This is a genomic window from Arthrobacter sp. MMS24-S77 (assembly GCF_054888235.1).
This window is the reverse complement of record NZ_JBTZRN010000001.1, coordinates 3,597,469-3,617,857: the sequence shown is the minus strand read 5'-3', so window position 1 is coordinate 3,617,857 and position 20,389 is coordinate 3,597,469. Positions and strand designations below refer to the sequence as shown.

The window sequence follows — 20,389 nt, the reverse complement described above, 5'->3', positions numbered from 1 at the left end:
AGGCAGTCAAACGAAAGAAGCTCCCTCTGTGTCGAACAAGCGCCTCGCCGTCGCACTGACCGTGTCCGGACTCCTTGCCGGAGTCACAGCCTGCGCGGCACCTGCCCAAACCGCGCCATCATCGGCAACGGCCTCCGCTTTGGCCACTACGGCTGTACCGGCCTGGGAGCTCGATCCCGCCGCGGGCGCGCAGAGAATCAAGGCTGCCGGCCTGGACATTCTGACGGCCGAAGGCACCGCCGAGCACTACCACGCCCATCTTGACGTACTGGTGGACGGCAAACCCGTCACCGTCCCGGCTGAGATCGGCTTCAGTTTCGGGGCCGACGGGCGGCCGAACGGAATCTCGGCTCTGCACACCCACGACACATCCGGCGTCCTCCACATCGAAGCGCCTACCGCCGGACTGAAGTACACGCTCGGCCAGGTCCTCACCGAATGGGGAGTCCTGGACGGCAAGGACGCCACCGGAGCGCCGCACGGCGGAACCGGCGGCTGGACTGCCTACGTGAACGGCGCAAAGCAGGATGTTCCAGTGTCAGACGTCGTCCTCAAGGCTCATGACGAGGTAGTACTCTCCTTCGGAGCGGCGCCGTCGCCGCTTCCGAGCTCATTTGCGTTCCCTGCGGGCCTCTAGGCTTCAAGCCGTCGAACCAGCCTCCAAGTGATCTGAACCACACCGTTGCAACCTGCCTGCAACCTTCCCGCTCCTACGCTGAAGGCACAGCAAAGCCACCATCATGCGGAGCAAAGGAGCTAGCAATGACTGTTTATGCACAGCCGGGTGCCGAGGGTTCGAAGGTCACGTTCAAGGACCGTTACGAGAACTGGATCGGCGGCGAGTGGGTTGCCCCGGTCAAGGGGCAGTACTTCGAGAACATCACTCCAGTGACCGGGAAGGCCTTCTGCGAGGTTGCACGGGGCACGGCCGAGGACATCGAACTGGCCCTAGACGCCGCTCACAAGGTGGCGCCGTCCTGGGGCAGGACCTCGGCCACGGAACGCGCCGCGATCCTGAACAAGATCGCCGACCGGATTGACGAGAATACCGAGCTGCTGGCAGTCGCCGAGACCTGGGACAACGGCAAGCCCATTCGCGAAACCCTCAACGCGGACATTCCCTTGGCAGCGGACCACTTCCGCTACTTCGCTTCCGCGGTCCGTGCGCAGGAAGGCCATTTGTCCCAGTTGGACGAGGACACCACCGCGTACCACTTCCGCGAGCCGCTCGGCGTGGTGGGCCAGATCATCCCGTGGAACTTCCCGATTCTGATGGCCGTGTGGAAGCTCGCCCCGGCCTTGGCCGCGGGCAACGCCGTCGTCCTCAAGCCCGCCGAGCAGACCCCGTCCTCCATCCTGGTCCTGATGGAGCTGATCAGCGATCTGCTGCCCGCCGGCGTGGTCAACGTCGTCAACGGCTTTGGCGTCGAGGCTGGCAAGCCTCTGGCGTCCAGCCCCCGGATCCGCAAGATTGCCTTCACCGGCGAGACCACTACGGGCCGGCTGATCAGCCAGTACGCGAGCCAGAACCTGATCCCGGTGACCCTGGAGCTGGGTGGCAAGAGCCCGAACATATTCTTCGACGACGTCGCCGTGCAGAACGACGCGTTCTACGACAAGGCCCAGGAAGGCTTCACCCTCTTTGCCTTCAACCAAGGCGAAGTCTGCACCTGCCCGTCGCGCGCCCTGGTCCAGGAAGGCATCTACGACTCCTTCATGGCCGACGCCGTGGCCCGCACCAACAAGATCATCCAGGGCAACCCGCTGGACACCGACACCCAGATCGGCGCCCAGGCCTCCAACGACCAGCTGGAGAAGATCCTCTCCTACATCGACATCGGAAAGCAGGAAGGCGCCAAGGTCCTCACCGGCGGCGCCCGTGCCCAGCTCGACGGTGACCTCGCTGGCGGCTACTACGTCCAGCCGACCATCTTCGAGGGCCACAACCGGATGCGGATTTTCCAGGAGGAGATCTTCGGCCCGGTGGTTTCCGTGACGAAGTTCAGCGACTACGACGACGCCATCGGCATCGCCAACGACACCCTGTACGGACTCGGCGCCGGCGTCTGGTCCCGCAACGGGAACGTCGCGTACCGGGCAGGCCGGGAAATCCAGGCCGGCCGCGTCTGGGTCAACAACTACCACGCCTACCCCGCCGGCGCCGCGTTCGGCGGCTACAAGTCCTCCGGCATCGGCCGTGAGAACCACGCGATGATGCTGGACCACTACCAGCAGACCAAGAACCTCCTGGTCAGCTACAACGAAAACAAGCTCGGCTTCTTCTAAGCCGCACTTAGCCCGGTGGGGAGGGATCAGCACAGATCCCTCCCCACCGATCCACCTGGCCACCCCTCAGGAAAGCAGCAGCACCCACACCGCACCACCTAGCTCTAACGACGCAAGGATTTCGCCAATGACGACGACAATGCAAGCAGCCGTAGTAACCGAATTCGGGAAAGACCTTCAGATCCAGTCCCTCCCGATTCCCATTCCTGGCCGAGGGGAAGCACTGGTCAAGGTCATGACCACCGGCGTGTGCCACACCGACCTGCACGCCGCGGAGGGGGACTGGCCAGTCAAGCCCTCCCCGCCGTTCGTACCAGGCCACGAAGGCGTGGGCGAAGTGGTGGCCATCGGTGAGGGCGTCACCGACCTGGCCGTCGGAGACCTGGTGGGCAACGCCTGGCTCTGGTCTGCCTGTGGCGACTGCCAGTTCTGCCGGACCGGCTGGGAAACGCTGTGCGAAGCACAGAAGAACGCCGGCTACAGCGTGGACGGCTCCTTCGGGGAGTACATGCTGGTGGACAGCCGGTTCGCCGCGAGGATCCCGGCAGGTTCGGACCCCGTGGAGGTTGCCCCGGTGCTGTGCGCCGGCGTCACCGTCTACAAGGGATTGAAGATGACCGAGGCCAAGCCGGGCCAATGGGTCACCATTTCCGGCATCGGCGGCCTGGGCCACATCGCGGTCCAATACGCAGTGGCCATGGGCCTGCGGGTTGCCGCAGTGGACATCGCCGACGACAAGCTCGCCCTCGCCAAGAAACACGGTGCCGAGCTTACGGTCAACGCTCTGCACGAAGATCCCGCGGAAGTCATCCAGCGCGAAACCGGAGGCTGCCACGGCGTCTTGGTCACGGCAGTGCACCCCTCGGCGTTCGGGCAGGCGATCGGCATGGCCAGGCGTGGCGGGACCATCGTCTTCAACGGACTACCTCCGGGAGATTTCCCGGCACCGATCTTCGAGATTGTGCTCAAGGGCCTGACGGTCCGTGGCTCGATCGTGGGGACGCGCCAGGACCTGGAGGAAGCGCTGGACTTCTACGCGCAGGGCAAGATCCACCCGACCGTGTCCACGCGTGAACTCTCCGAGGTCAACGCGGTCTTTGACGAGATGAAGCATGCCAAGATCGACGGCCGTGTGGTGCTGAGGTTCTAATGCCCCACACCAGGCTTGACGCCGCAGTGACGCTGCCCGGGGAAGACTTTTCCCGGGTGGCGCTCACCGCCGCTTCCATCGAACTGCTCAAGAAGTTGTGGGGGCAGCACGGGCCGCTCATGTTCCACCAGTCCGGTGGTTGCTGCGACGGTTCCTCGCCCATGTGCTACCCGGCCGGCGAATTCATTACCGGCGACTCGGACGTTTTGCTCGGCCTTTTCGACCTCGGCGACCTCGAACGGCCGCAGCCTTTGGAGTTCTGGATGTCCAGGGAACAGTTCAACTACTGGTCGCACACCCACCTGACCGTGGACGTGGTGGCCGGCCGGGGGAGTGGCTTCTCCGTGGAATCGCCAGAGGGCAAACGCTTCCTCATCCGCTCCACCTTGATGAATTGGAACGTCCCCAAGCTCTGACGAGGAGCAGCCCAGGCGTCTCACGATTTGGGACAAATGTGAGCGTCCATTGGATGGACACTACTCTTGATGAGTCTGTTTCTACCTCCCCATCAAGATTGTGGACTCTTCTATGAACCTCTTCCGGACCAAGTCAATCGAGCAGTCCATTGCGGACGCCGATGAACCCGGACGCAAGCTCAAGCGTTCCCTCAGTACCTGGGACCTGATGATCATGGGTGTCGCCGTCGCTGTCGGCGCCGGGATCTTCTCCGTCGGCGCCAAAGCCGCCGCCAACTTTGCCGGCCCCGCCGTGACGATTTCCTTCGCTGTCGCAGCCGTCACGTGCGCCCTGGCCATCATGTGCTACGCCGAATTCGCCACCGCCATTCCCGTGGCCGGGTCCGCCTACGTCTTCACCTACGCCACCATGGGTGAAGTCCTCGCCTGGATCATTGGTTGGAACCTCATCCTTGAGCTCTTCACGGCTGCCGCTGTCATCGCCAAGTACTGGGGCATCTACCTGAGCAAGGTGTTCGGCCTTATGGGCGTCGACATGCCGCCGGCGCTGAACATCGCTGGCGTGGACCTCTACTGGGGCGCGTTCCTGATTGTCGCGATCTTTACGGTGCTCCTGGTGCTCGGCACCAAGCTCTCTGCCCGCGTGGGCAACATCTTCACGCTGATCAAGATCGCCGTGGTGCTGTTCGTGATTGTGGTGGGCTTCACCTACGTCAAGTTCTCCAACTACACGCCCTTTGTTCCCGCATCGCAGCCCACCGGCGGCAACGACGGCGCCGACGTCATGAAGCAGTCCTTCTTCGGCTTCCTCACCGGCGCGGTTCCGGCCCAATACGGAACTCTGGGCATTTTTGCCGGTGCAGCCCTGGTGTTCTTTGCATTCATTGGCTTCGACGTGGTCGCCACCTCCGCGGAAGAGGTCAAGAACCCGCAGAAGACCCTGCCGCGGGGCATCTTCGGCGGACTGGCGCTCGTGACGCTGCTGTACATCCTGGTCTCCCTGGCCCTGACCGGCATGGTGTCCTACACACAACTGGCCGACGCCAAGAGCCCCACCCTGACCACGGCCTTCGAGGCCGTTGGAAATACCGACGCGGCCAAGGTCATTGCCTTCGGTTCCCTGATCGGTTTGACCACCGTCATCATGGTGCTCCTCATGGGCCTGGCCCGCGTGGTCTTGGCCATGAGCCGCGACGGTTTGCTCCCGCGCTCGCTGTCCAAGACGAGCGACAAGCGTTCGACGCCGGTGCGCCTCCAGATCATTTGTGGCGCGGCCGTGGCGATCGTAGCCGGTCTGACCAATGTGGATCTCCTGGAGGAAATGATCAACATCGGCACCCTTTCGGCGTTCGTCATGGTGAGCCTGGGCATTCTGGTCCTGCGCAAGAAGCGCCCGGACCTGAAGCCGGCTTTCCGGGTTCCTTTCGGTAAGGTGCTTCCGGTGGTCTCGGCTGTGCTGTGCCTCTACCTGATGACGAACCTTGCTGTGGAGACCTGGATCTTCTTCGCCTTCTGGTTGGCGATCGGACTTGTCATCTACTTTGCCTATGGGCAGCGCCACTCCCGCTTGAACGAGAAGTTCGCTGCGGCCAAGGCGGCGGTCTCCGGCAAGAGCAGCGACTCAAGCGACGACGAGGATAGCCTCAGCAAGGTCTGATCCCGGGACTGGGCTCACTGCCCGGCCGGACTCACGGCCCCCTCGGGCTCAGGACGCACGTTCCCCGGGAACGCAGCTCCTAGGGAACGCAGTTCCTAGGCGCGAGCGGGCTTTTCCGACGCTTTCGACCCTACGATTACGGCGCCGCGTGCTCGTTGACCCACTCCACGAGCGGCCGCAGTACCTCCCAACGTTGGGCGATCTCATCCTTGGCTGAGGGCTGCGACATCCATTCCGGTTCTCCCAAGCTCACACCGGCAGACAGGGACTTGTGCTTCAGGAGTTCGGCGCGGGGATGGTCTTTGTCGAAACCGCGCGGCACGGTCTTAAGTTTCTCGCCCTCCACCGCGAAACCTGCCGCGGCGATGGCATCGACGATTTTCTGGAGTTCCTCTCCGCTGGCCGGTGCATCCGTGGCGGCGCGGAACCGGGCGATCTGCTCCGGGGTGCGGGAGTGGCAACCGCCGCCCACGAACAACCCGTCCGCATTGAGCTGAAGGTAGAAGCCCACACCCTCCTTGTGGGCGGCAAACGCTCCCTGCGCCGTCTTGTAAGGGGACTTGTCCGGGGAGAAGCGGATATCCCTGTTGGGGCGGAAAACCTTGCCCGGTCCGAACCTTGGCTCGAGCTCCTCCAGCAATAGCGTTAACGGCTCCTTGACGGCGGAGTCGTAGATGTCCTTGTGCGCCAGCCACCATTCGCGGTTGTTGTTCTCTTCAAGCTCGGCATAGAAGGCGATGGCGGCGGCGGGGATCCCGGTAAATGTGCTCATGAAAGGATCCTATGGATGCTTCCGGAGCGGTGGCCATAGCCGGAATCCCGTATGTGGATAATTCTTGGCAAGGCACCCCACTACGTCTTGGCGAGGCGGCCGCCACGTCTTAAAGAGGCAACCCCGCCACGGAGAATCCGCAGCGGGGTTGCCTATTTATGGACGTTGTTAGAGCTTGTTGGCCGCTTCAGCAGCCGACTCGCCTTCGCCAGCGCCGAGGTTGGCGCGCAGCTTGGCGCCGAGTTCGGCGTCGACGTTGGTCCAGTACTGGATGGCACGTTCCTTGATGTCGGCGCTCTTGACGCCGCCCACAGCGCCCGTGATGGTGTCCAGCAGACGGGCCTTGGCGCCGTCGTCGTACACCTCGCGGTAGAGAGCGCCGGCCTGGACGAAGTCGCCGTCCTCGGCGTGCAGGGAGTGTGCGGAGAGCGTCAGCTCGCCGTCGTTCTCCCAGCCGCCTGCCGGGTTCTGCGGTTCAACGGCAGCCGGGCCACCTACGGAGTTCGGTGCGTAGACCGGAACCGAAGGAGCGTTGAACAGGTAGCGTCCTGCGCCGTCCTGGCTGTAGTTGTTGACCTGGTTCTTCGGCTGGTTTACCGGGATCTGGGCGTGGTTGGTGCCGACACGGTAACGGTGTGCGTCGGCGTAGGAGAAGATGCGGGCCTGCAGCATCTTGTCCGGGGAAGCTGCGATACCGGGAACGAAGTTCGACGGCGCAAAGGTGGCCTGCTCGATCTGGGCGAAGTAGTTCTCCGGGTTCTTGTTGAGCTCCATGGTGCCCACGTGGATCAGCGGGTAGTCCGCGTGCGGCCAGACCTTGGTGAGGTCGAACGGGTTGAAGCGGTAGGTCTTGGCGTCCTCGTAGGGCATGACCTGGACATGCAGTTCCCAGGACGGGAAGTTGCCGGCGGCAATGTTTTCCTGGAGGTCGCGGATGTAGAAGTCTGCGTCCGAGCCGGCCAGTTCTTCAGCCTGGTCACCCGTGATGGTCTTGACGCCCTGGTTGGACTTGAAGTGGTACTTGACCCAGAATCGCTCGCCCTCGGCGTTGATCCACTGGTAAGTGTGCGAGCCGTAGCCCTGCATTTCACGCCAGGAAGCGGGCAGTCCACGGTCGCCCATGAGCCAAGTGACCTGGTGTGCGGACTCGGGGGAGAGGGTCCAGAAATCCCACTGCATGTCGGCGTCGCGCAGGTGGGTGCCCGGGAGGCGCTTCTGGGAGTGGATGAAGTCCGGGAACTTGATGCCGTCGCGGATGAAGAATACCGGAGTGTTGTTGCCTACGAGGTCGTAGTTACCCTCGGAAGTGTAGAACTTGACGGCGAAGCCGCGGGGGTCGCGCCAGGTGTCCGGGGAGCCGTTCTCGCCTGCAACGGAGGAGAAGCGGATGAGCATGTCCGTCTCGACGCCGGGCTGGAACAAGGCTGCCTTGGTGTACTTGGAAACGTCCGAGGAAGTCTTGAAGGTACCGAAAGCGCCGCCACCCTTGGCGTGGACAACACGCTCCGGGACGCGCTCGCGGTTGAACTGTGCGAGCTTTTCCACCAGATAGTGGTCGGTCAGGATGATGGCACCATCGGCGCCAACGGACTTGGAATGCGCATCCGAGGTGACGGGTGCGCCCGACTGTGTTGTCGAAATGTTCGCGGTCATCGTTCTCCTATTTCGTGGGTTACTTGCGTTTGAGTAGGAAGCTGTTGTTTGGCCTGGCAGTCCTGGCAGATGCCTTGGTACAGGACGTCTGCGATCTGGATGGTCATGGGTTTGGAGTGCTCATCCCAGTGCGGGGTGAGGCAAGGGGCATGGCCTACGGCGCAGTCGACATCCTCCACCCGGCCGCAACTGATGCACACGGCGTGGTGGTGGTTGTCGCCCACGCGCGTCTCGTACAGCGCGGGAGAGTGGGGCGGTTCGAAGCGTCGCAGCATCTGCAGGTCCGTGAGGTCGCTCAGCACCACATAAACAGACTGCGCTGTCAGTTCTGGAAGATCCTTGCGCGCGGCAGCCAGGATGCCTTCGGCCGGGGAATGCGGATTGTGCTGAACGGCCGCGAGGACCGCAAGACGCTGCTTGGTCACGCGGCGTCCGTGGGAATGCAGGGCGGAAGCCCACGCTTCCTGGTCTGCCGTGTGATCTGCCATACGCCCATTGAAGCACTTATTATGAGTACTTCACAATAAGGTGAGGCTAACTTCAGATGAACCCGCCGACGGCGGCCGGCACGCGGGCGCGACGGCGGACCGCACGGCAGCAGCGAACCCCGGCCCACGCGGCGGTCCGGAGGGACGGTGCGTTGATGGGTAGGGTTGGACGGTGGCAAAACTCCTCGCTGACATGACCCCGCTTCGCGAAAGCCCCGCATTCCGCCGCCTGTGGCTCGGGTCTTCCGTGTCGATGGTCGGATCACAGTTAACGCTTGTTGCCGTGAGCCTCGAGGTCTACAGCATCACCCAGCAGAGCCTCTACGTCGGCCTGCTCAGCATCTTTGCCCTGGTTCCGCTGGTGATTGCGGGTTTGTTCGGTGGTGCCATTTCCGATGCCTACGACCGACGGAAAGTCGCGATCGTTTCTTCCCTCGTTTTATGGGCCTGCAGTGTTGCCCTCGCGTTCCAAGCCTGGTTCCAGCTCAACAATGTCTGGATCCTCTTTGCGCTCGTTGCGATCCAAAGTGGCGCGCAAGGCATCAACGGGCCCGCACGCAGCGCCATTATTCCGTTGCTGGTCCGCAAGGAGCTGCTGCCCGCGGCCAACGCGCTGAGCATGCTCAACATGGGCATATCCATGACGGCGGGCCCCTTGCTTGCCGGCGTACTGGTTGCATCGAGCGGTTATGGCTGGACCTACACGATCGACGCCGTCAGCTTTGCTTTCGCGCTCTGGAGCCTGTTCAAGCTTCCACCCCTTCCCGCGGCCGAGAATGCGTCGGCACCCGGCCTGCGCTCCGTCGTCGAGGGCTTCCGATTCCTGGGCACCCGGCCCAATCTCCGCATGACCTTCATCATCGACCTCATCGCCATGATCTGCGCCCAGCCGCGCGCCCTGATGCCTGCCATCGGCGCCACCCTGATCGGCGGCGGTGACACCACCGTGGGCGTGCTGCTCGCCTCCGTTGCCGTTGGCGCTTTCCTCGCCGGACTGTTCTCCGGCCCCCTGGGAAGGGTGCGGCGCCAGGGCAGCGCGGTAGTGTGGGCCGTCGCTGGTTGGGGCTTCTCCATCGCGGCCTTCGGCCTGGTGGTGGTCCTTGCGGGCGATGCCGGTCGTGGCGGCGTGACGCCTTGGATCATCCCTGCCGCCATCTGTTGTGCCCTTGCCGGAATCTCGGACTCCGTCAGCGCAGTCTTTCGCACAACCATCCTGCAATCGGCCACTCCGGACCACATGCGGGGACGGTTGCAGGGCGTGTTCATCGTGGTGGTTGCCGGAGGTCCGCGAGTGGGGGACATGCTCGCTGGTGGCGTCACCAAAGTTCTCAGCGAGGGCTGGGTGCTACTCCTGGGCGGCGTGCTGTGCGCGGTACTGGCCTGGCTCGTGGCCCGTTGGCAGCGCGGGTTCCTCCGGTACGACTCCGTTCACCCGGTGCCCTAACACGGTGCCCAGCCCTATGCCCAAGTAGCTGACAGTTGTTGTCGCTAAAACGGCTCAGAACGACAACAACTGCCAGTCAGTTGGGTGGGCTGTGCGCATTCCGCAGCCCCACGCCGGAACGTCCGGACCGCCGTCGGCGTTAATCGGGACATAGACAACAGCGAGACAACTGCAAGAAAGTAGTGAAGTGCACAATCATCACAATGGCCTGAAAACCGCAGCGCTGTTCGGTGTGCTCTGGGCGGTGCTGCTGGGACTCGGCGCCGTGATCGGCGCGGGCACCCGTAGCGCGGCGCCCATCTGGATCATGGCCCTGGTTGGCGTCGCGACAACGGCTTACGGATATTGGAACAGCGACAAGATCGCCATCCGCTCCATGGCCGCCTACCCGGTCTCGGAAGCGCAGGCTCCCCAGTTGTACCAGATCGTCCGGGAGCTCTCAGTGCGGGCAAACCAGCCCATACCGCGGATCTACATTTCTCCGACCATGACCCCCAATGCCTTCGCCACGGGACGCAATCCGAAGAACGCCGCCGTCTGCTGTACCGCGGGCATCTTGAACTTGCTCGACGCACGCGAGCTCCGCGGCGTCCTCGGTCATGAGCTCATGCACGTCTACAACCGCGACATCCTCACCTCGTCCATCGCGGCCGCCGTCGCCGGCGTCATTACCTCGGTGGGCCAGATGCTGCTGTTCTTCGGCGGCGGGGACCGGCGGAACGCCAATCCGATTGCGATGATCGCCATGGCGTTGCTGGCTCCGTTTGCCGCCTCGTTGATCCAGCTCGCCATTTCCCGCACCAGGGAGTACGACGCCGACCACGACGGCGCGGAGCTCACCGGCGATCCGCTGGCGCTCGCCTCAGCCCTGCGCAGGATCGAAGCGGGCGTGAAGCAGGTACCGTTGCCTCGGGATCAGCGCCTTGTGAATACCTCCCACCTCATGATCGCCAACCCGTTCCGCGGCGGCGCCATGACCAAGCTGTTCGCCACCCACCCGCCCATGCGCGAGCGCATCGAGCGGCTCGAGCGGATGGCTGGACGGCCCCTTTCCTAGCCGGCGGTCCCAAGAGTCACCGAACTGGCACCGCGTTCGACGACGGGCGGCTTCATGCGAACAGGCCCTCACCAATGAAGCCGCCCGCCTTAACGCCTGGGGGCACCGCAAACAGGCCTGAGCCAGCGCCAGCTTGTCGCTCTTCGCCATGGCCATCTGCATGGGTACGTAGTGCGTCCGCGGGTCCTTGACGAAGGCGATGAAGAACAGGCCTGCGTCGAGGTGGCCGAGTCCGTCCGAACCGTCGGTGTAGTTGTATCCGCGGCGGAGCATCTTCACACCGTCGTTCTGGCTCGCGTGCGCCAGGCGGACGTGGGAGTCGACGGCGATCAGCGGCTCGCCGTCGCGTCCCTTGATCCCGAAGTCCGGTGCCGTGAACTCCTCTCCTCCGGACAGGGGTGCTCCTGCACCCTTGGTGCGGCCGATCAGTCCTTCCTGTTCGCGCAGGGAGGTCCGGTCCCAGATCTCGATGTGCATCCTGATCCGCCGGGAAACCAGGTAGCTGCCTCCAGCCATCCAGGCTTCGCCGGAACGGCTTCCGGCCGTGGCCCACACGTGCTGGTCGAGCAGCGCGGCGTCCTCCGCCTTCAGGTTGGCCGTGCCGTCCTTGAACCCGAAAAGGTTGCGCGGGGTCGTCTGGGCCCGTGACGTGGACGAGGTCCGGCCAAACCCCAGTTGGGACCAGCGGACGCGCACCTTGCCAAAGCCGATGCGCGCCAGGTTGCGGATCGCATGCACGGCAACCTGGGGATCGTCGGCGCAAGCCTGGACCACAATGTCGCCCCCGGTACGCGCAGCTTCCAGGGCGTCGCCGGGGAAGTGCGGCAAGTCGATCAGGGCGTCGGGTCGGCGACCGTCCAAGCCGAAGCGGGCCTTGCCGTCCTTGTCGAAGAAGCCTGCGCCAAAGCCGAAGGTCAGGGTCAGCTTGCCGGCCGCGAGGTCAAGGGCCTCGCCGGTGTCCTCCGGCGGAGCATCGTAAGGGCCGTCGACGGCGCCAGTTCGGCCCGTTGTGCGGCCGGCAGTCATTGCTTCGGCCGCGGCAGTCCAGTCCTTCAGTAGCTTGATCACTGCGGCACGGTCCTCAACGGTCACGTCGAAGGCAGCCATGTGAAGGCGGTCCTGGGCCGGTGTGACGATGCCTGCCTGGCGTTCGCCGTAGAAAGGAACCACGTCGTTCGCAGTGCTGGCCGGGGCCGCCTCAGCTGCCACGGCGTCATGGCTCAGGTAGCCGGCGGCGAGGCCGGCCACGGCACCGGCACCGCCCACGCCGGCGAGGGAAAGCAGTCCTCGACGCGAGAGGCCGCGCTTGGCGGACCCGACGGCGGCCATCCCGCCGCCGGGCGCTGGGGTGCCAAGGCTGGTTGCCGGCCCGACGGCGCCAGCCTGGGTGCCGCCGTCGGGCGCCTCAGGCGACGTGCCGCCGAAAGGGCAGCCGCTCACAGGACCACCGCCGAGGTGAGCTTCGACAACGGCTCCCCCAGGGCGTCGACGAGCGCGGCGAGTTGCTGGACCTCAGCGGGGCTGAGCTCGTTGTAGTACGCGAAGCCGTCACCCTTGGCGTGCTTCTTGAGCTCGGCCTGCAGGGCTGCGAACTTCTCGTCGAGGCTCGCGGCCAGGGCGGGATCCTTTTGGGCGAGCGCAGGTTTGAGGTTTTCAAAGGCGATCCGGGCGCCGTCGACGTTGGCCTGGAAGTCCCAGAGGTCCGTGTGGGACCAGATTTCTTCTTCGCCGGTGACCTTGCCCCGTGCAACTTCGTCCAAGAGTTCCTTGGCGCCGTTGCCGAGCTTGTCAGCAGAGAGCTCCACGGTGCGGGTTCGCTTGCCGAGCTCTTCGGTATCGGCTACGAGTTGCGTGGCGATCTTGGCGCGCTCTGCTGCAGTCAGAGCCGTGTAACCCGCCGGCGGGAACAGGTCCTTTTCTGCGCGGTGCCAGCCGGTCCATTCCTGGCCAGGCTCAAGGTCGGCTTCGCGGGCGTCGAGCTTGGGATCGAGGTCGCCGAAGGACTCCGCGACGGGTTCGATCCGCTCCCAGTGCATGCGGGTTGCGGCATAGAGCGCGCGTGCCTTTGTAGCGTCGCCTGCGGCGTAGGCGTCGGCGAAGGCCTTGGTTCCAGCCACGAGCTGTTCCGTCTGGTCCTTGACGTAGGCCGTGTACTGCTGGACGCCTGTGTCCGCGAGCTTTTGGAAATCGGCGTCGACGGCGGTCTTGTTTCCCGAGTCGATTACTTCAAAGGAGGAACGGATGCCGTCGCCCTGCATGCCGGGCTTGCACGCCGTGGTGTACTTGCCTGCCGGGGCAGTAACCACCAAATTGCGGGTCAGGCCGGGACCGATGTTCTCCACTTCGCCGACGATCCGCAGGCCGTCCTCGGCGAGGAGGTAGAACTCGGTGATTTCCGTACCTTCGTTCTTGACCGCGAAGCTCAGGTTGCCGCTGGCGACGCTGCCGGTGGAAACCTTGCATTCGGTCTTGGTGCTGGTGACCTGGATCGGTCCGGCGGAGGCGCCAGAGCCGGGAGTCTTTGCGTTATCCGTGCACCCGGTGAGTGCCAGCGGAACGGCGGCGGCTGCAGCGACGAGGGCGAGGGATTTCCGGTGGCGGGAAGCGATTTTGGGCAGTGTCATTTTGGGCAGGAGGGAGCCAGGCATGGGGTTTTCCTTCTGTTTTTGGGGGGTGCGGGAAAGGCTTAGGCGGCTTTGGCGGTCTGGGAAGCGGCGGCGTTTCCTACAACTGCGCCGCTTCCGGAAGACTTTGCGGGCGTGGAACTGTTGGCCCGGATGTAGAAGTAGAGCACCGGGATCACGTACAGCAACCAGGCTCCGGCCTCGAGCCACGTAGTGGCTGGGGACAAATTGAGGGTTCCCTTCAGCAGGGTGCCGTACCAAGACGACGGCGGGATGGCGGCGGAGACGTCGAACGCGAGGCTGTGGAGCCCTGGCAGGATTCCTGCCTCCTGGAGGTCGTGGATTCCGTATGCGAGCACACCGCCCGCGATGACGATCAGCCCGACGCCGGTCCAGGTGAAAAAGCGCGAGAGGTTGACCTTGAGGACGCCGCGGTGCAGGAGGTACCCGAGTCCCGCGGCGACGGCCAGGCCGAGCAACGCGCCGATCAGCGGCTGCGACGACTCGCCGGCGGCTTGGGCCGCGGCCCAGAGGAACAGTGCGGTCTCGAGTCCTTCGCGGCCCACCGCGAGGGCAGCCACGAGGACGAGACCCCACGCCGCGCCGTCGGCTATTTTGTCCACTTGTGACTTGAGCTCGCCGCCGAGGCTGCGGGCAGTGCGCGCCATCCAGAAGACCATCCAGGTGACGAGTGCGACGGCGACAATGGACAGTCCGCCCCCGATCGCCTCTTGCGCCGCGAAGGTCAGTCCTTGCGGGCCGAAAGTGAGCAGCGCGCCGAAAGCGATGGACACTGCCACTGCGATGCCGACGCCGGCCCAAAGCCGGGGAGCAGGGAGCGGCGTCCGGTCTTGACCAGGTAGGCCATGAGCAGGACAACAACGAGCGTGGCTTCAAGGCCTTCGCGCAGGCCGATCAGGAAGTTGGCGGTCATCTGGAATCTTTCGTTAGGGGAGCCACACTTAGGCTTGCCTAAAGAAGTACAGTACCTGCTTGTCGCGATTGCGCAAAAGAAACGTGTCGTAATTATCTCGACCCCAAAAAGTTGCCCGGCGTGACGCGCCTGGTCCCATTGACGACAGCCCCATTAACGACGACGGCGCGTTGCCCGCGCAGGGGGCAACGCGCCGTCGTCGTACTTCCGGATGGCGGCCTGGGCCGCAGCGAAGTCCTAGCTGCGGAAGTTCACGAACTGGAGATCGGCCTCTTCGAATTTCTTCAGGATATTCATGGTTTCCTGCAGGTCATCGCGGGACTTCGATGTGACGCGGAGCTCGTCGCCCTGGATCTGGGACTTGACGGACTTCGGAGCCTCGTCGCGGATGATCTTGTTGATCTTCTTCGCGATGTCCTGGGCAATGCCCTCCTTGATGGAGCATTCCAGGCGGAATTCCTTGCCGGAGGGGAACGGTTCGCCCTGGTCGAGCGACTTCAGGGAAATACCGCGCTTGATGAGCTTGGACTGGAACACGTCCAGAACAGCCAGGACGCGGTCCTCGGAGTTCGCCTTCAGGAGGATCTTTTCGCCGCTGAAGTCGATCTCGGCGCCGACCCCCTTGAAGTCGTAGCGCTGCGCGATTTCCTTCTGGGACTGGTGGAGCGCGTTGGCAACTTCCTGCTTGTCTACCTTGCTGACGACGTCGAATGTGGATTCGCCTGCCATGACTCTCCTTGTGATCGTTGGGGTGGCCCGGAAACGGGCGGTTTTGTCTGCCATCCAGCCTAGTACGGAAGCGCCCGGTGTGTGCCGAAGGTTCACAGTTCGCTCACAGCACACACATGGCCGGAACCGAGACTGCCCGGACAGAGTTGTACCAGTTGGAACAGACCATCCTGAAAGGGAGCACTATGAGCCACCGAGCCGTCCGATACGTCACCAAGTCAGCTGCTGCCGCCGCCGGTTCAATCGGAGTCGCCGCTGCCACCGCCGCAAGCGCGGTTGCGGCCGCGGCGCTCGCGGCCTCCGTGGTCCTGAGCCCGGTCCCGGACGCGGCATCCCGGATGGATGGTGTCCACGCGGACCTGCTGCGGGCGGTGCAGCTCAACCAGATCACGATGGAGCAGGCTGCCAGTTTCGAGGCCAAGTTGGTAGGCCGGATCCTCGGAGATGCCTGAGATTTCCGGTGATTCTGGGGCTCCGAGGCCTCGATTCGATTCTTCGGCAGAAGTTCTGTAAGGTTGTCTTGCTCGCGCTTACCGGATCGGAAACGAAACGATGATCGGGAGTGACTTCTTTTGAAGTTCGGCAGATTACCCGAGCGGCCAAAGGGGGCTGACTGTAAATCAGCTGGCAACGCCTACGGGGGTTCGAATCCCTCATCTGCCACAAAATTAATCCCCGGAACCACATGGTTCCGGGGATTTTTTGTGTGTCGCGTTCCTTAGGCCGGCAGTTCCGACGCGGAAAATTTCCTGCGAGGCGCGGCTGGATTCTCGACATCCGAATTCCGGTGTCGTCGGGGATTTCGGGTGTCGACGACGGCTGCCCAGTTAGTTGGCGCTGCCCGGCTCCAGCCAGTATCCATCCAAGTGGTGCACCAGTTGGCGACCCAGCCCACCGGACAACTGGATCCATAGGGTACTGCGGTCACTGGTCATGCCGTCCAGGGTGCCGACGATCCTGTTGCCGCGGGTGTCCTGCAGGACCAGCTCCTGGTGCAGCGGAAGTTCCGGCCACACATCTGCGTGTGCCCTGATGGTTTGGGTGGTGCTCACGGGATCTCCTTGGTGCTTCCTGCAATTTGTTTTCAGACATTCTTCCCGCGGCACGTGAACCGGCGGTAAACGACATGCCATGTAACGACACACAAAACGAAGCTGTCCCAGGATGTTACTGCGGAGTAACATGGCGGTTATGCATTTGCTTCTCCGAACCCTCTTGCTCTTGTTCACCTCGTCCAGGCGGAGCCGGCTCAACGTTTGGGGCACGTCTTCCTTGCCCATGCGAGTGCTGCCCACGGACATCGACATTGCGATGCATGTCAACAACGGCATGTATTTCTCGCTGATGGACCTTGGGCGGTTCGACCTCATGGTGCGCGCGGGGATCTGGCAAAAGATGCGCAGACGCCGCTGGAGCCCCGTGGCGGCTGGGGAGACCATCGCGTTCCGGAAGTCGTTGCAGCTCTGGCAGCAGTACACCATCGAGTCCAAAATCATCGGGCTCGATTCCAAAGCGATCTACTTTGAACAACGAATGGTGGTGGAAGGCGAGATCTACGCCCGTGCGCACATTGCCACCCGGCTTGTCGCCAACGGCCGGCCGGTGAGCCAGGAGGAAATCCTGGCCGAATTCGGCGCGCCTCCAGCAGATCTCGAGCTTCCGGATTGGATCCACGAGTGGCGTGAGAACAACGCGCTCCCCGGTGCCCGCAAGGCCGCACCGCACCTTTGGCACTAGCACCTTTGGCACTAGCACCTTTGGCACTAGCACCTTTGGCACTAGCACCTCGGGGCGCCAGCCCCGTGGGCACCTAGGGCCGGGCACCGGCATGCCGCGCTACGCCCCGACGTCGCGCCTTTGCAGCGCAACCGCGCTCAGCAACACCAGTCCTGCCGAAATTCCCCATAGCCAGCCGGCTGCGGCCCAATCCGCCCCATTGGTCACCGGTGAGTTGCCGTAGGCCCAGTGATACGGGGAGAGATTGAGCAGCCAGTTGAGGTCCGGGCTCTGCCTGCCCACGGCGTTGAACACGTAACCCAGCACGCCGATGGCTGCCCCGGCTCCGAGTCCATACGCTTTCCGCCCCGTCAATGCGCCGGCAAATAGTGCCCCCGTGCCGCTGAGGAGTGCGAGGCCTGCAAACATGACCGTGGCACCGAACAGGTTTTGCGGGTTGATCTTCAGCTGGGCCGATTCATTGAGCGAAAGGATCAGCACCTGGACCAACACGGCGAGCAGGACCACGCGCAAGGCCATGGCCAGCGCCCGCTCCAATGCGACCTGGATCCTGGTCACCCCGTGGGCGAGCGTGAGTTCCAACTGTCCGGACTCCTCGTCGCCGGCTACCGCAGCAGCGCCCCAGGACACGGTGGCGATCGTCATGAGGAGGAAGCCAATGAGACCGAACACCGTGGCTTGGGTGTACCCGGTGCCGGTGGCGATCTGGTCGTAGTTCAAGGCCTTGGTCATTTCAGGCGGCAAGGCATTGATCATGCCCTGCATCTGCGAGCTGCCGCTGATTGACGGAAAGAGTGGAAGGTAGAGCGCGATCGCAGCCGCCAACCCTGCCGCCCAGCCGAGGGTTGAACGCCAAGGGTCCAGGAATGCGCGCTTGAAGAGAGGCAGTTTCCTATTCATTGCCGGCTCCTTTCATTGCCTCCAGAGGCTTGCGGCCAGTGCCGTTGCGCTTGCCGTTGCCTGTCATCCCGTACAGCTTCAGCACCGATTCCTCCAGGTCCGGCTCTTCCAACACCAAGTGCGTCAGCCGAAGCGTGGACAGCGCTTGTACCAGCGGCTGGATGTCCCCTTCGAGAACTGCGGACACCTCGACGCCGTCGCCCATTTCGAGCACCTCAAGCGCCCCGACGCCGGGTACCCTGCCCAGCAGCGCACCGGCGTCGTCCGCTGTGATGCCGGTGGCCGTGAGCCGCAGGTGCCGGAGGGCGGTCTCGCGGAGGGCATCGACGGTGGCCACTGTGATGATCTTGCCGTCCCGCAGAATCGCCACCTCGTCCGCGGCCTGCTGGACTTCGCTGAGGACATGCGAACTCAGGAAGATGGTTTGTCCGTTGTCGCGGGCTTCCCGCACCATGGCCAGGAACTCCTGTTGGACCAAGGGATCCAGGCCGCTGGTAGGTTCGTCCAAAACAAGGAGCTCGGGGTTGTGCATGAATGCCTGGACCAGTCCAAGCTTCTGCTTATTGCCTTTGGAAAGCTTGCGGGTGTGGCGGTCGAGGTCCAGGTCCAAGCGCTCAGCGAGTTGGTCTATGCGTCCGGGTTTTACCGGGCCGCTGATCGCCGCGTAGTGGTCCAGGAGCCTGCGTCCAGTGATGCGTTGCTCCAGGAATAGCTCGCCGGGGAGGTAGCCGATCCTGCGCCGCAGCTCGGGTCCGGCGCGGCGCGGATCCTCGCCGAGCACCTGAACATGTCCACCGCTGGGGCGGATGATGTCAAGCAGGCAGCGCATCGTGGTGGTCTTGCCCGCACCATTCGGACCGATGACGCCGAACACGCTGCCCTGTTCCACGCTGAAGTCGATACCGTGCAGGACTTCCCGACGGCCGAACTTCTTGCGCAGGCCTTCGACGACGATTGCCTGTTTCATGATGCGGTCTCCGTTCCAGTGGGTTCCGGTGCCGGTGCCTGCAGTGCTGCGCGCGCGGCATCAAGGAAGCGGGCGTCGGTATAGAAGCCGTGGGTGTAGAGGTCAACGGTGGGAAGTGTCAGTGCGCGGAGCATGTCCGGACCCAGTTCGCTCGTGCCGACCGCCCGGGCCGCGTGCCTGCCGAGCACCAGCATCGAAAGGCTATTCGTCGCGACTACGACGGCGGTGGTTGCCACGTCGTCGAAGGCCCGGATAGTGCCGCCCGCGATTCCGGCCTCGATGATGGCCCGGGTTTGGGCCACCACAGCGTCAAAGAAGGCGTCACCGGCGTCGGACTCGTCGCTGAGGGACTGCCGGACATAGGCGATCTCGTGGGCGTATTGCTCGGGGTGGGTCAGGAAGTCCTGGATCTGAGTGCCCACTGCTTCTGGGTCGGATTTCCGGATGCCCTGGCCCGCGGTTTCGGCCAACACGTGGTTGTCGCAGGCTTCTCGGAGACCGGCTTTGCTGCCGAAATGGTGGATCACGAGGCCAGGGCTGACTCCTGCCTCGGCGGCGACGGCCCGGATGGTCGCGGCGGAGAAGCCTTGCCTGCCGAACAAGGCAATGGCCGCATCCCGGATGCGGGCGCGGGTGCTGAGATCGTCAGCGGTTGAACGCATGTTTAACATACTAAACATGCGTTCAATGGCTCGCAAGGGTTCGGCGATTTTCTCTTAGGGGCTCGGTCCGACCGGCCCTCAGCCGCCGTCGTCGTGCTTTATTCCCGGTTTGCCGGGTAGCGAACAGACGCGACTTCGACCGCGCGGTCGCGTACCGTGGAAGCATGGCTACAGTTGACATCACCGGGGAGCAGTTCGCATCGACCATCGAGGGCAATGACATTGTCCTGGTGGATTTCTGGGCTGCGTGGTGCGGCCCTTGCAGGCAGTTTGCCCCCACATATCAGGCCGCTTCCGAGAAACATGACGATGTCTTCTTCGCCAAGGTGGACACCGAGGCCGAGCAGCAGCTCGCAGCCGAAGCCGGTATTTCTTCTATTCCCACGCTCATGGCCTTCCGCGAAAAGGTCCTCGTGTTCTCCCAGCCGGGAGCACTGAACGGACCCCAGCTGGAGCAGGTCATCGAGGCAGTCAAGGGCTTGGACATGGATGAGGTCCACGCGCACATCGCGAAGCAGCGCGCCGAAAACTCCTCGAGACAACATCGGCAGCTCCGAAGGAGCTGCCGATGTTAGTTAAAGACGCTCGAGCTTGACCGGTTCTGCCAGCAGCGCGCTGAGGGATTCGTTGAGGTCCTGGACCGCGATGCCCTTGGAATGGATGTCGAGGTGTTCCTCGGATGCCCACTGCTCGGTCAGGACCAGCTTGTCCTCGTTGGCTTCGGTGAGCTCGTAGCGGATGCAGCCGGGTTCGTTCACTACTTCGTCGATCGCGATCTCCAACGCGAGCTTGACGCGGAAGAATTCGCCGTCGTTGGGAATGAAGGTGGCCTGCAGGTCAATGGGTGCACTCATGGGATTCACATTACCGGCTGGCCCGGCGAGCCCTCGAAATATTTTGTAGGACTTCCAAG

At 63.6% G+C, this 20,389-nt stretch carries 20 protein-coding genes, 1 tRNA gene and 2 pseudogenes; 11 read left to right on the top strand and 12 right to left on the bottom strand.

Going from position 1 to position 20,389, the window contains the following annotated elements; all coding sequences use genetic code 11:
* Window positions 1-28: 28 nt before the first annotated feature.
* The 5 genes from ACX5I4_RS16640 (at window position 29) to ACX5I4_RS16620 (ending at window position 5,509) form a co-directional block, all read left to right on the top strand.
* The gene (locus ACX5I4_RS16640) at window positions 29-637 is read left to right on the top strand and encodes a hypothetical protein (protein WP_461837606.1); all 609 of its coding nucleotides are present in this window, start codon (window positions 29-31) and stop codon (window positions 635-637) included.
* 125 nt (window positions 638-762) lie between these two features.
* A complete protein-coding gene (exaC, locus tag ACX5I4_RS16635) occupies window positions 763-2,286 on the top strand; it encodes an acetaldehyde dehydrogenase ExaC (RefSeq protein WP_461837605.1) in 1,524 nt (507 codons plus the stop codon).
* Window positions 2,287-2,413: 127 nt separating this feature from the next.
* Window positions 2,414-3,436: an alcohol dehydrogenase AdhP gene (gene adhP / locus ACX5I4_RS16630; RefSeq protein WP_461837604.1), complete on the top strand. Its 1,023-nt coding sequence runs from the start codon at window positions 2,414-2,416 to the stop codon at window positions 3,434-3,436.
* The gene (locus tag ACX5I4_RS16625; RefSeq protein WP_461837603.1) at window positions 3,436-3,852 is read left to right on the top strand and encodes a DUF779 domain-containing protein; all 417 of its coding nucleotides are present in this window, start codon (window positions 3,436-3,438) and stop codon (window positions 3,850-3,852) included. Before adhP ends, ACX5I4_RS16625 begins: the two co-directional genes overlap by 1 nt.
* A 112-nt stretch (window positions 3,853-3,964) precedes the next feature.
* Complete coding sequence (locus ACX5I4_RS16620) at window positions 3,965-5,509, top strand: amino acid permease (RefSeq protein WP_461837602.1); 1,545 nt, start codon at window positions 3,965-3,967, stop codon at window positions 5,507-5,509.
* A 136-nt stretch (window positions 5,510-5,645) separates the two neighbouring features.
* On the opposite strand, the gene ACX5I4_RS16615 is transcribed toward ACX5I4_RS16620, so the two are convergent.
* The 3 genes from ACX5I4_RS16615 to ACX5I4_RS16605 form a co-directional block, all read right to left on the bottom strand.
* A complete protein-coding gene (locus ACX5I4_RS16615; RefSeq protein ID WP_461837601.1) occupies window positions 5,646-6,281 on the bottom strand; it encodes a DUF2461 domain-containing protein in 636 nt (211 codons plus the stop codon).
* Between the two features lie 168 nt (window positions 6,282-6,449).
* The gene (locus ACX5I4_RS16610; protein ID WP_461837600.1) at window positions 6,450-7,934 is read right to left on the bottom strand and encodes a catalase; all 1,485 of its coding nucleotides are present in this window, start codon (window positions 7,932-7,934) and stop codon (window positions 6,450-6,452) included.
* Window positions 7,931-8,422, bottom strand: a complete 492-nt coding sequence (locus tag ACX5I4_RS16605) for a Fur family transcriptional regulator (protein ID WP_184738401.1) — start codon at window positions 8,420-8,422, stop codon at window positions 7,931-7,933. Before ACX5I4_RS16605 ends, ACX5I4_RS16610 begins: the two co-directional genes overlap by 4 nt.
* A 172-nt stretch (window positions 8,423-8,594) precedes the next feature.
* Between ACX5I4_RS16605 and ACX5I4_RS16600 the strand changes: the two genes are divergently transcribed.
* Together ACX5I4_RS16600 and htpX are read left to right on the top strand one after the other, a co-directional pair.
* Window positions 8,595-9,866: an MFS transporter gene (locus ACX5I4_RS16600; protein WP_461837599.1), complete on the top strand. Its 1,272-nt coding sequence runs from the start codon at window positions 8,595-8,597 to the stop codon at window positions 9,864-9,866.
* 187 nt (window positions 9,867-10,053) lie between these two features.
* A complete protein-coding gene (gene htpX / locus ACX5I4_RS16595) occupies window positions 10,054-10,923 on the top strand; it encodes a zinc metalloprotease HtpX (RefSeq protein ID WP_461837598.1) in 870 nt (289 codons plus the stop codon).
* Between the two features lie 189 nt (window positions 10,924-11,112).
* Here the strand turns inward: htpX and efeB are convergent.
* From efeB to ACX5I4_RS16575, 4 genes and pseudogenes are all read right to left on the bottom strand, one after another.
* Window positions 11,113-12,252, bottom strand: a pseudogene (gene efeB, locus ACX5I4_RS16590) (iron uptake transporter deferrochelatase/peroxidase subunit); the annotation flags it as partial.
* 107 nt (window positions 12,253-12,359) lie between these two features.
* The gene (gene efeO / locus ACX5I4_RS16585) at window positions 12,360-13,571 is read right to left on the bottom strand and encodes an iron uptake system protein EfeO (RefSeq protein ID WP_461837597.1); all 1,212 of its coding nucleotides are present in this window, start codon (window positions 13,569-13,571) and stop codon (window positions 12,360-12,362) included.
* A gap of 38 nt (window positions 13,572-13,609) precedes the next feature.
* Window positions 13,610-14,481, bottom strand: a pseudogene (efeU, locus tag ACX5I4_RS16580) (iron uptake transporter permease EfeU).
* 237 nt (window positions 14,482-14,718) lie between these two features.
* Window positions 14,719-15,210, bottom strand: a complete 492-nt coding sequence (locus tag ACX5I4_RS16575) for a YajQ family cyclic di-GMP-binding protein (RefSeq protein ID WP_184738390.1) — start codon at window positions 15,208-15,210, stop codon at window positions 14,719-14,721.
* Between the two features lie 185 nt (window positions 15,211-15,395).
* Here ACX5I4_RS16575 and ACX5I4_RS16570 point away from each other — a divergent pair, with 185 nt between their 5' ends.
* Together ACX5I4_RS16570 and ACX5I4_RS16565 are read left to right on the top strand one after the other, a co-directional pair.
* Window positions 15,396-15,662 carry a hypothetical protein gene (locus ACX5I4_RS16570; RefSeq protein WP_461837596.1) on the top strand — a complete coding sequence of 89 codons (267 nt, stop codon included), beginning with the start codon at window positions 15,396-15,398 and terminating at the stop codon, window positions 15,660-15,662.
* A 129-nt stretch (window positions 15,663-15,791) separates the two neighbouring features.
* Window positions 15,792-15,873, top strand: a tRNA-Tyr gene (locus ACX5I4_RS16565).
* A gap of 164 nt (window positions 15,874-16,037) precedes the next feature.
* Here the strand turns inward: ACX5I4_RS16565 and ACX5I4_RS16560 are convergent.
* Entirely contained in the window at window positions 16,038-16,262 is a 225-nt protein-coding gene (locus tag ACX5I4_RS16560) for a hypothetical protein (protein ID WP_461837595.1), read from the bottom strand.
* 139 nt (window positions 16,263-16,401) lie between these two features.
* Between ACX5I4_RS16560 and ACX5I4_RS16555 the strand changes: the two genes are divergently transcribed.
* On the top strand, window positions 16,402-16,947 hold the full coding sequence (locus ACX5I4_RS16555; RefSeq protein WP_461837594.1) for an acyl-CoA thioesterase: 546 nt from the start codon (window positions 16,402-16,404) through the stop codon (window positions 16,945-16,947).
* Window positions 16,948-17,046: 99 nt separating this feature from the next.
* On the opposite strand, the gene ACX5I4_RS16550 is transcribed toward ACX5I4_RS16555, so the two are convergent.
* Genes ACX5I4_RS16550 through ACX5I4_RS16540 form a run of 3 tightly spaced genes read right to left on the bottom strand, consistent with a single transcriptional unit; the run spans window position 17,047 to window position 19,476 of the window.
* The gene (locus ACX5I4_RS16550; protein ID WP_461837593.1) at window positions 17,047-17,847 is read right to left on the bottom strand and encodes an ABC transporter permease subunit; all 801 of its coding nucleotides are present in this window, start codon (window positions 17,845-17,847) and stop codon (window positions 17,047-17,049) included.
* Window positions 17,840-18,814 carry an ABC transporter ATP-binding protein gene (locus ACX5I4_RS16545; protein WP_461837592.1) on the bottom strand — a complete coding sequence of 325 codons (975 nt, stop codon included), beginning with the start codon at window positions 18,812-18,814 and terminating at the stop codon, window positions 17,840-17,842. Before ACX5I4_RS16545 ends, ACX5I4_RS16550 begins: the two co-directional genes overlap by 8 nt.
* On the bottom strand, window positions 18,811-19,476 hold the full coding sequence (locus ACX5I4_RS16540) for a TetR family transcriptional regulator (RefSeq protein ID WP_461837591.1): 666 nt from the start codon (window positions 19,474-19,476) through the stop codon (window positions 18,811-18,813). Before ACX5I4_RS16540 ends, ACX5I4_RS16545 begins: the two co-directional genes overlap by 4 nt.
* 164 nt (window positions 19,477-19,640) lie before the next feature.
* Between ACX5I4_RS16540 and ACX5I4_RS16535 the strand changes: the two genes are divergently transcribed.
* Entirely contained in the window at window positions 19,641-20,051 is a 411-nt protein-coding gene (locus tag ACX5I4_RS16535; RefSeq protein WP_461837590.1) for a thioredoxin family protein, read from the top strand.
* On the opposite strand, the gene ACX5I4_RS16530 is transcribed toward ACX5I4_RS16535, so the two are convergent.
* Complete coding sequence (locus ACX5I4_RS16530) at window positions 20,052-20,330, bottom strand: putative quinol monooxygenase (RefSeq protein WP_284753335.1); 279 nt, start codon at window positions 20,328-20,330, stop codon at window positions 20,052-20,054.
* Between the last annotated feature and the right edge of the window lie 59 nt (window positions 20,331-20,389).

Excerpts from the sequence above, each read along its gene's own strand:
- adhP (WP_461837604.1), top strand. The coding sequence starts at position 2,414 with ATGACGACGACAATGCAAGCAGCCGTAGTAACCGAATTCGGGAAAGAC.
- efeO (WP_461837597.1), bottom strand. The coding sequence starts at position 13,571 with ATGCCTGGCTCCCTCCTGCCCAAAATGACACTGCCCAAAATCGCTTCC.
- ACX5I4_RS16570 (WP_461837596.1), top strand. The coding sequence starts at position 15,396 with ATGAGCCACCGAGCCGTCCGATACGTCACCAAGTCAGCTGCTGCCGCC.
- ACX5I4_RS16610 (WP_461837600.1), bottom strand. The coding sequence starts at position 7,934 with ATGACCGCGAACATTTCGACAACACAGTCGGGCGCACCCGTCACCTCG.
- ACX5I4_RS16540 (WP_461837591.1), bottom strand. The coding sequence starts at position 19,476 with ATGCGTTCAACCGCTGACGATCTCAGCACCCGCGCCCGCATCCGGGAT.
- ACX5I4_RS16615 (WP_461837601.1), bottom strand. The coding sequence starts at position 6,281 with ATGAGCACATTTACCGGGATCCCCGCCGCCGCCATCGCCTTCTATGCC.
- ACX5I4_RS16555 (WP_461837594.1), top strand. The coding sequence starts at position 16,402 with ATGCATTTGCTTCTCCGAACCCTCTTGCTCTTGTTCACCTCGTCCAGG.
- ACX5I4_RS16620 (WP_461837602.1), top strand. The coding sequence starts at position 3,965 with ATGAACCTCTTCCGGACCAAGTCAATCGAGCAGTCCATTGCGGACGCC.
- ACX5I4_RS16550 (WP_461837593.1), bottom strand. The coding sequence starts at position 17,847 with ATGAATAGGAAACTGCCTCTCTTCAAGCGCGCATTCCTGGACCCTTGG.
- ACX5I4_RS16530 (WP_284753335.1), bottom strand. The coding sequence starts at position 20,330 with ATGAGTGCACCCATTGACCTGCAGGCCACCTTCATTCCCAACGACGGC.
- ACX5I4_RS16535 (WP_461837590.1), top strand. The coding sequence starts at position 19,641 with ATGGCTACAGTTGACATCACCGGGGAGCAGTTCGCATCGACCATCGAG.
- ACX5I4_RS16605 (WP_184738401.1), bottom strand. The coding sequence starts at position 8,422 with ATGGCAGATCACACGGCAGACCAGGAAGCGTGGGCTTCCGCCCTGCAT.
- exaC (WP_461837605.1), top strand. The coding sequence starts at position 763 with ATGACTGTTTATGCACAGCCGGGTGCCGAGGGTTCGAAGGTCACGTTC.
- ACX5I4_RS16575 (WP_184738390.1), bottom strand. The coding sequence starts at position 15,210 with ATGGCAGGCGAATCCACATTCGACGTCGTCAGCAAGGTAGACAAGCAG.
- ACX5I4_RS16545 (WP_461837592.1), bottom strand. The coding sequence starts at position 18,814 with ATGAAACAGGCAATCGTCGTCGAAGGCCTGCGCAAGAAGTTCGGCCGT.
- ACX5I4_RS16625 (WP_461837603.1), top strand. The coding sequence starts at position 3,436 with ATGCCCCACACCAGGCTTGACGCCGCAGTGACGCTGCCCGGGGAAGAC.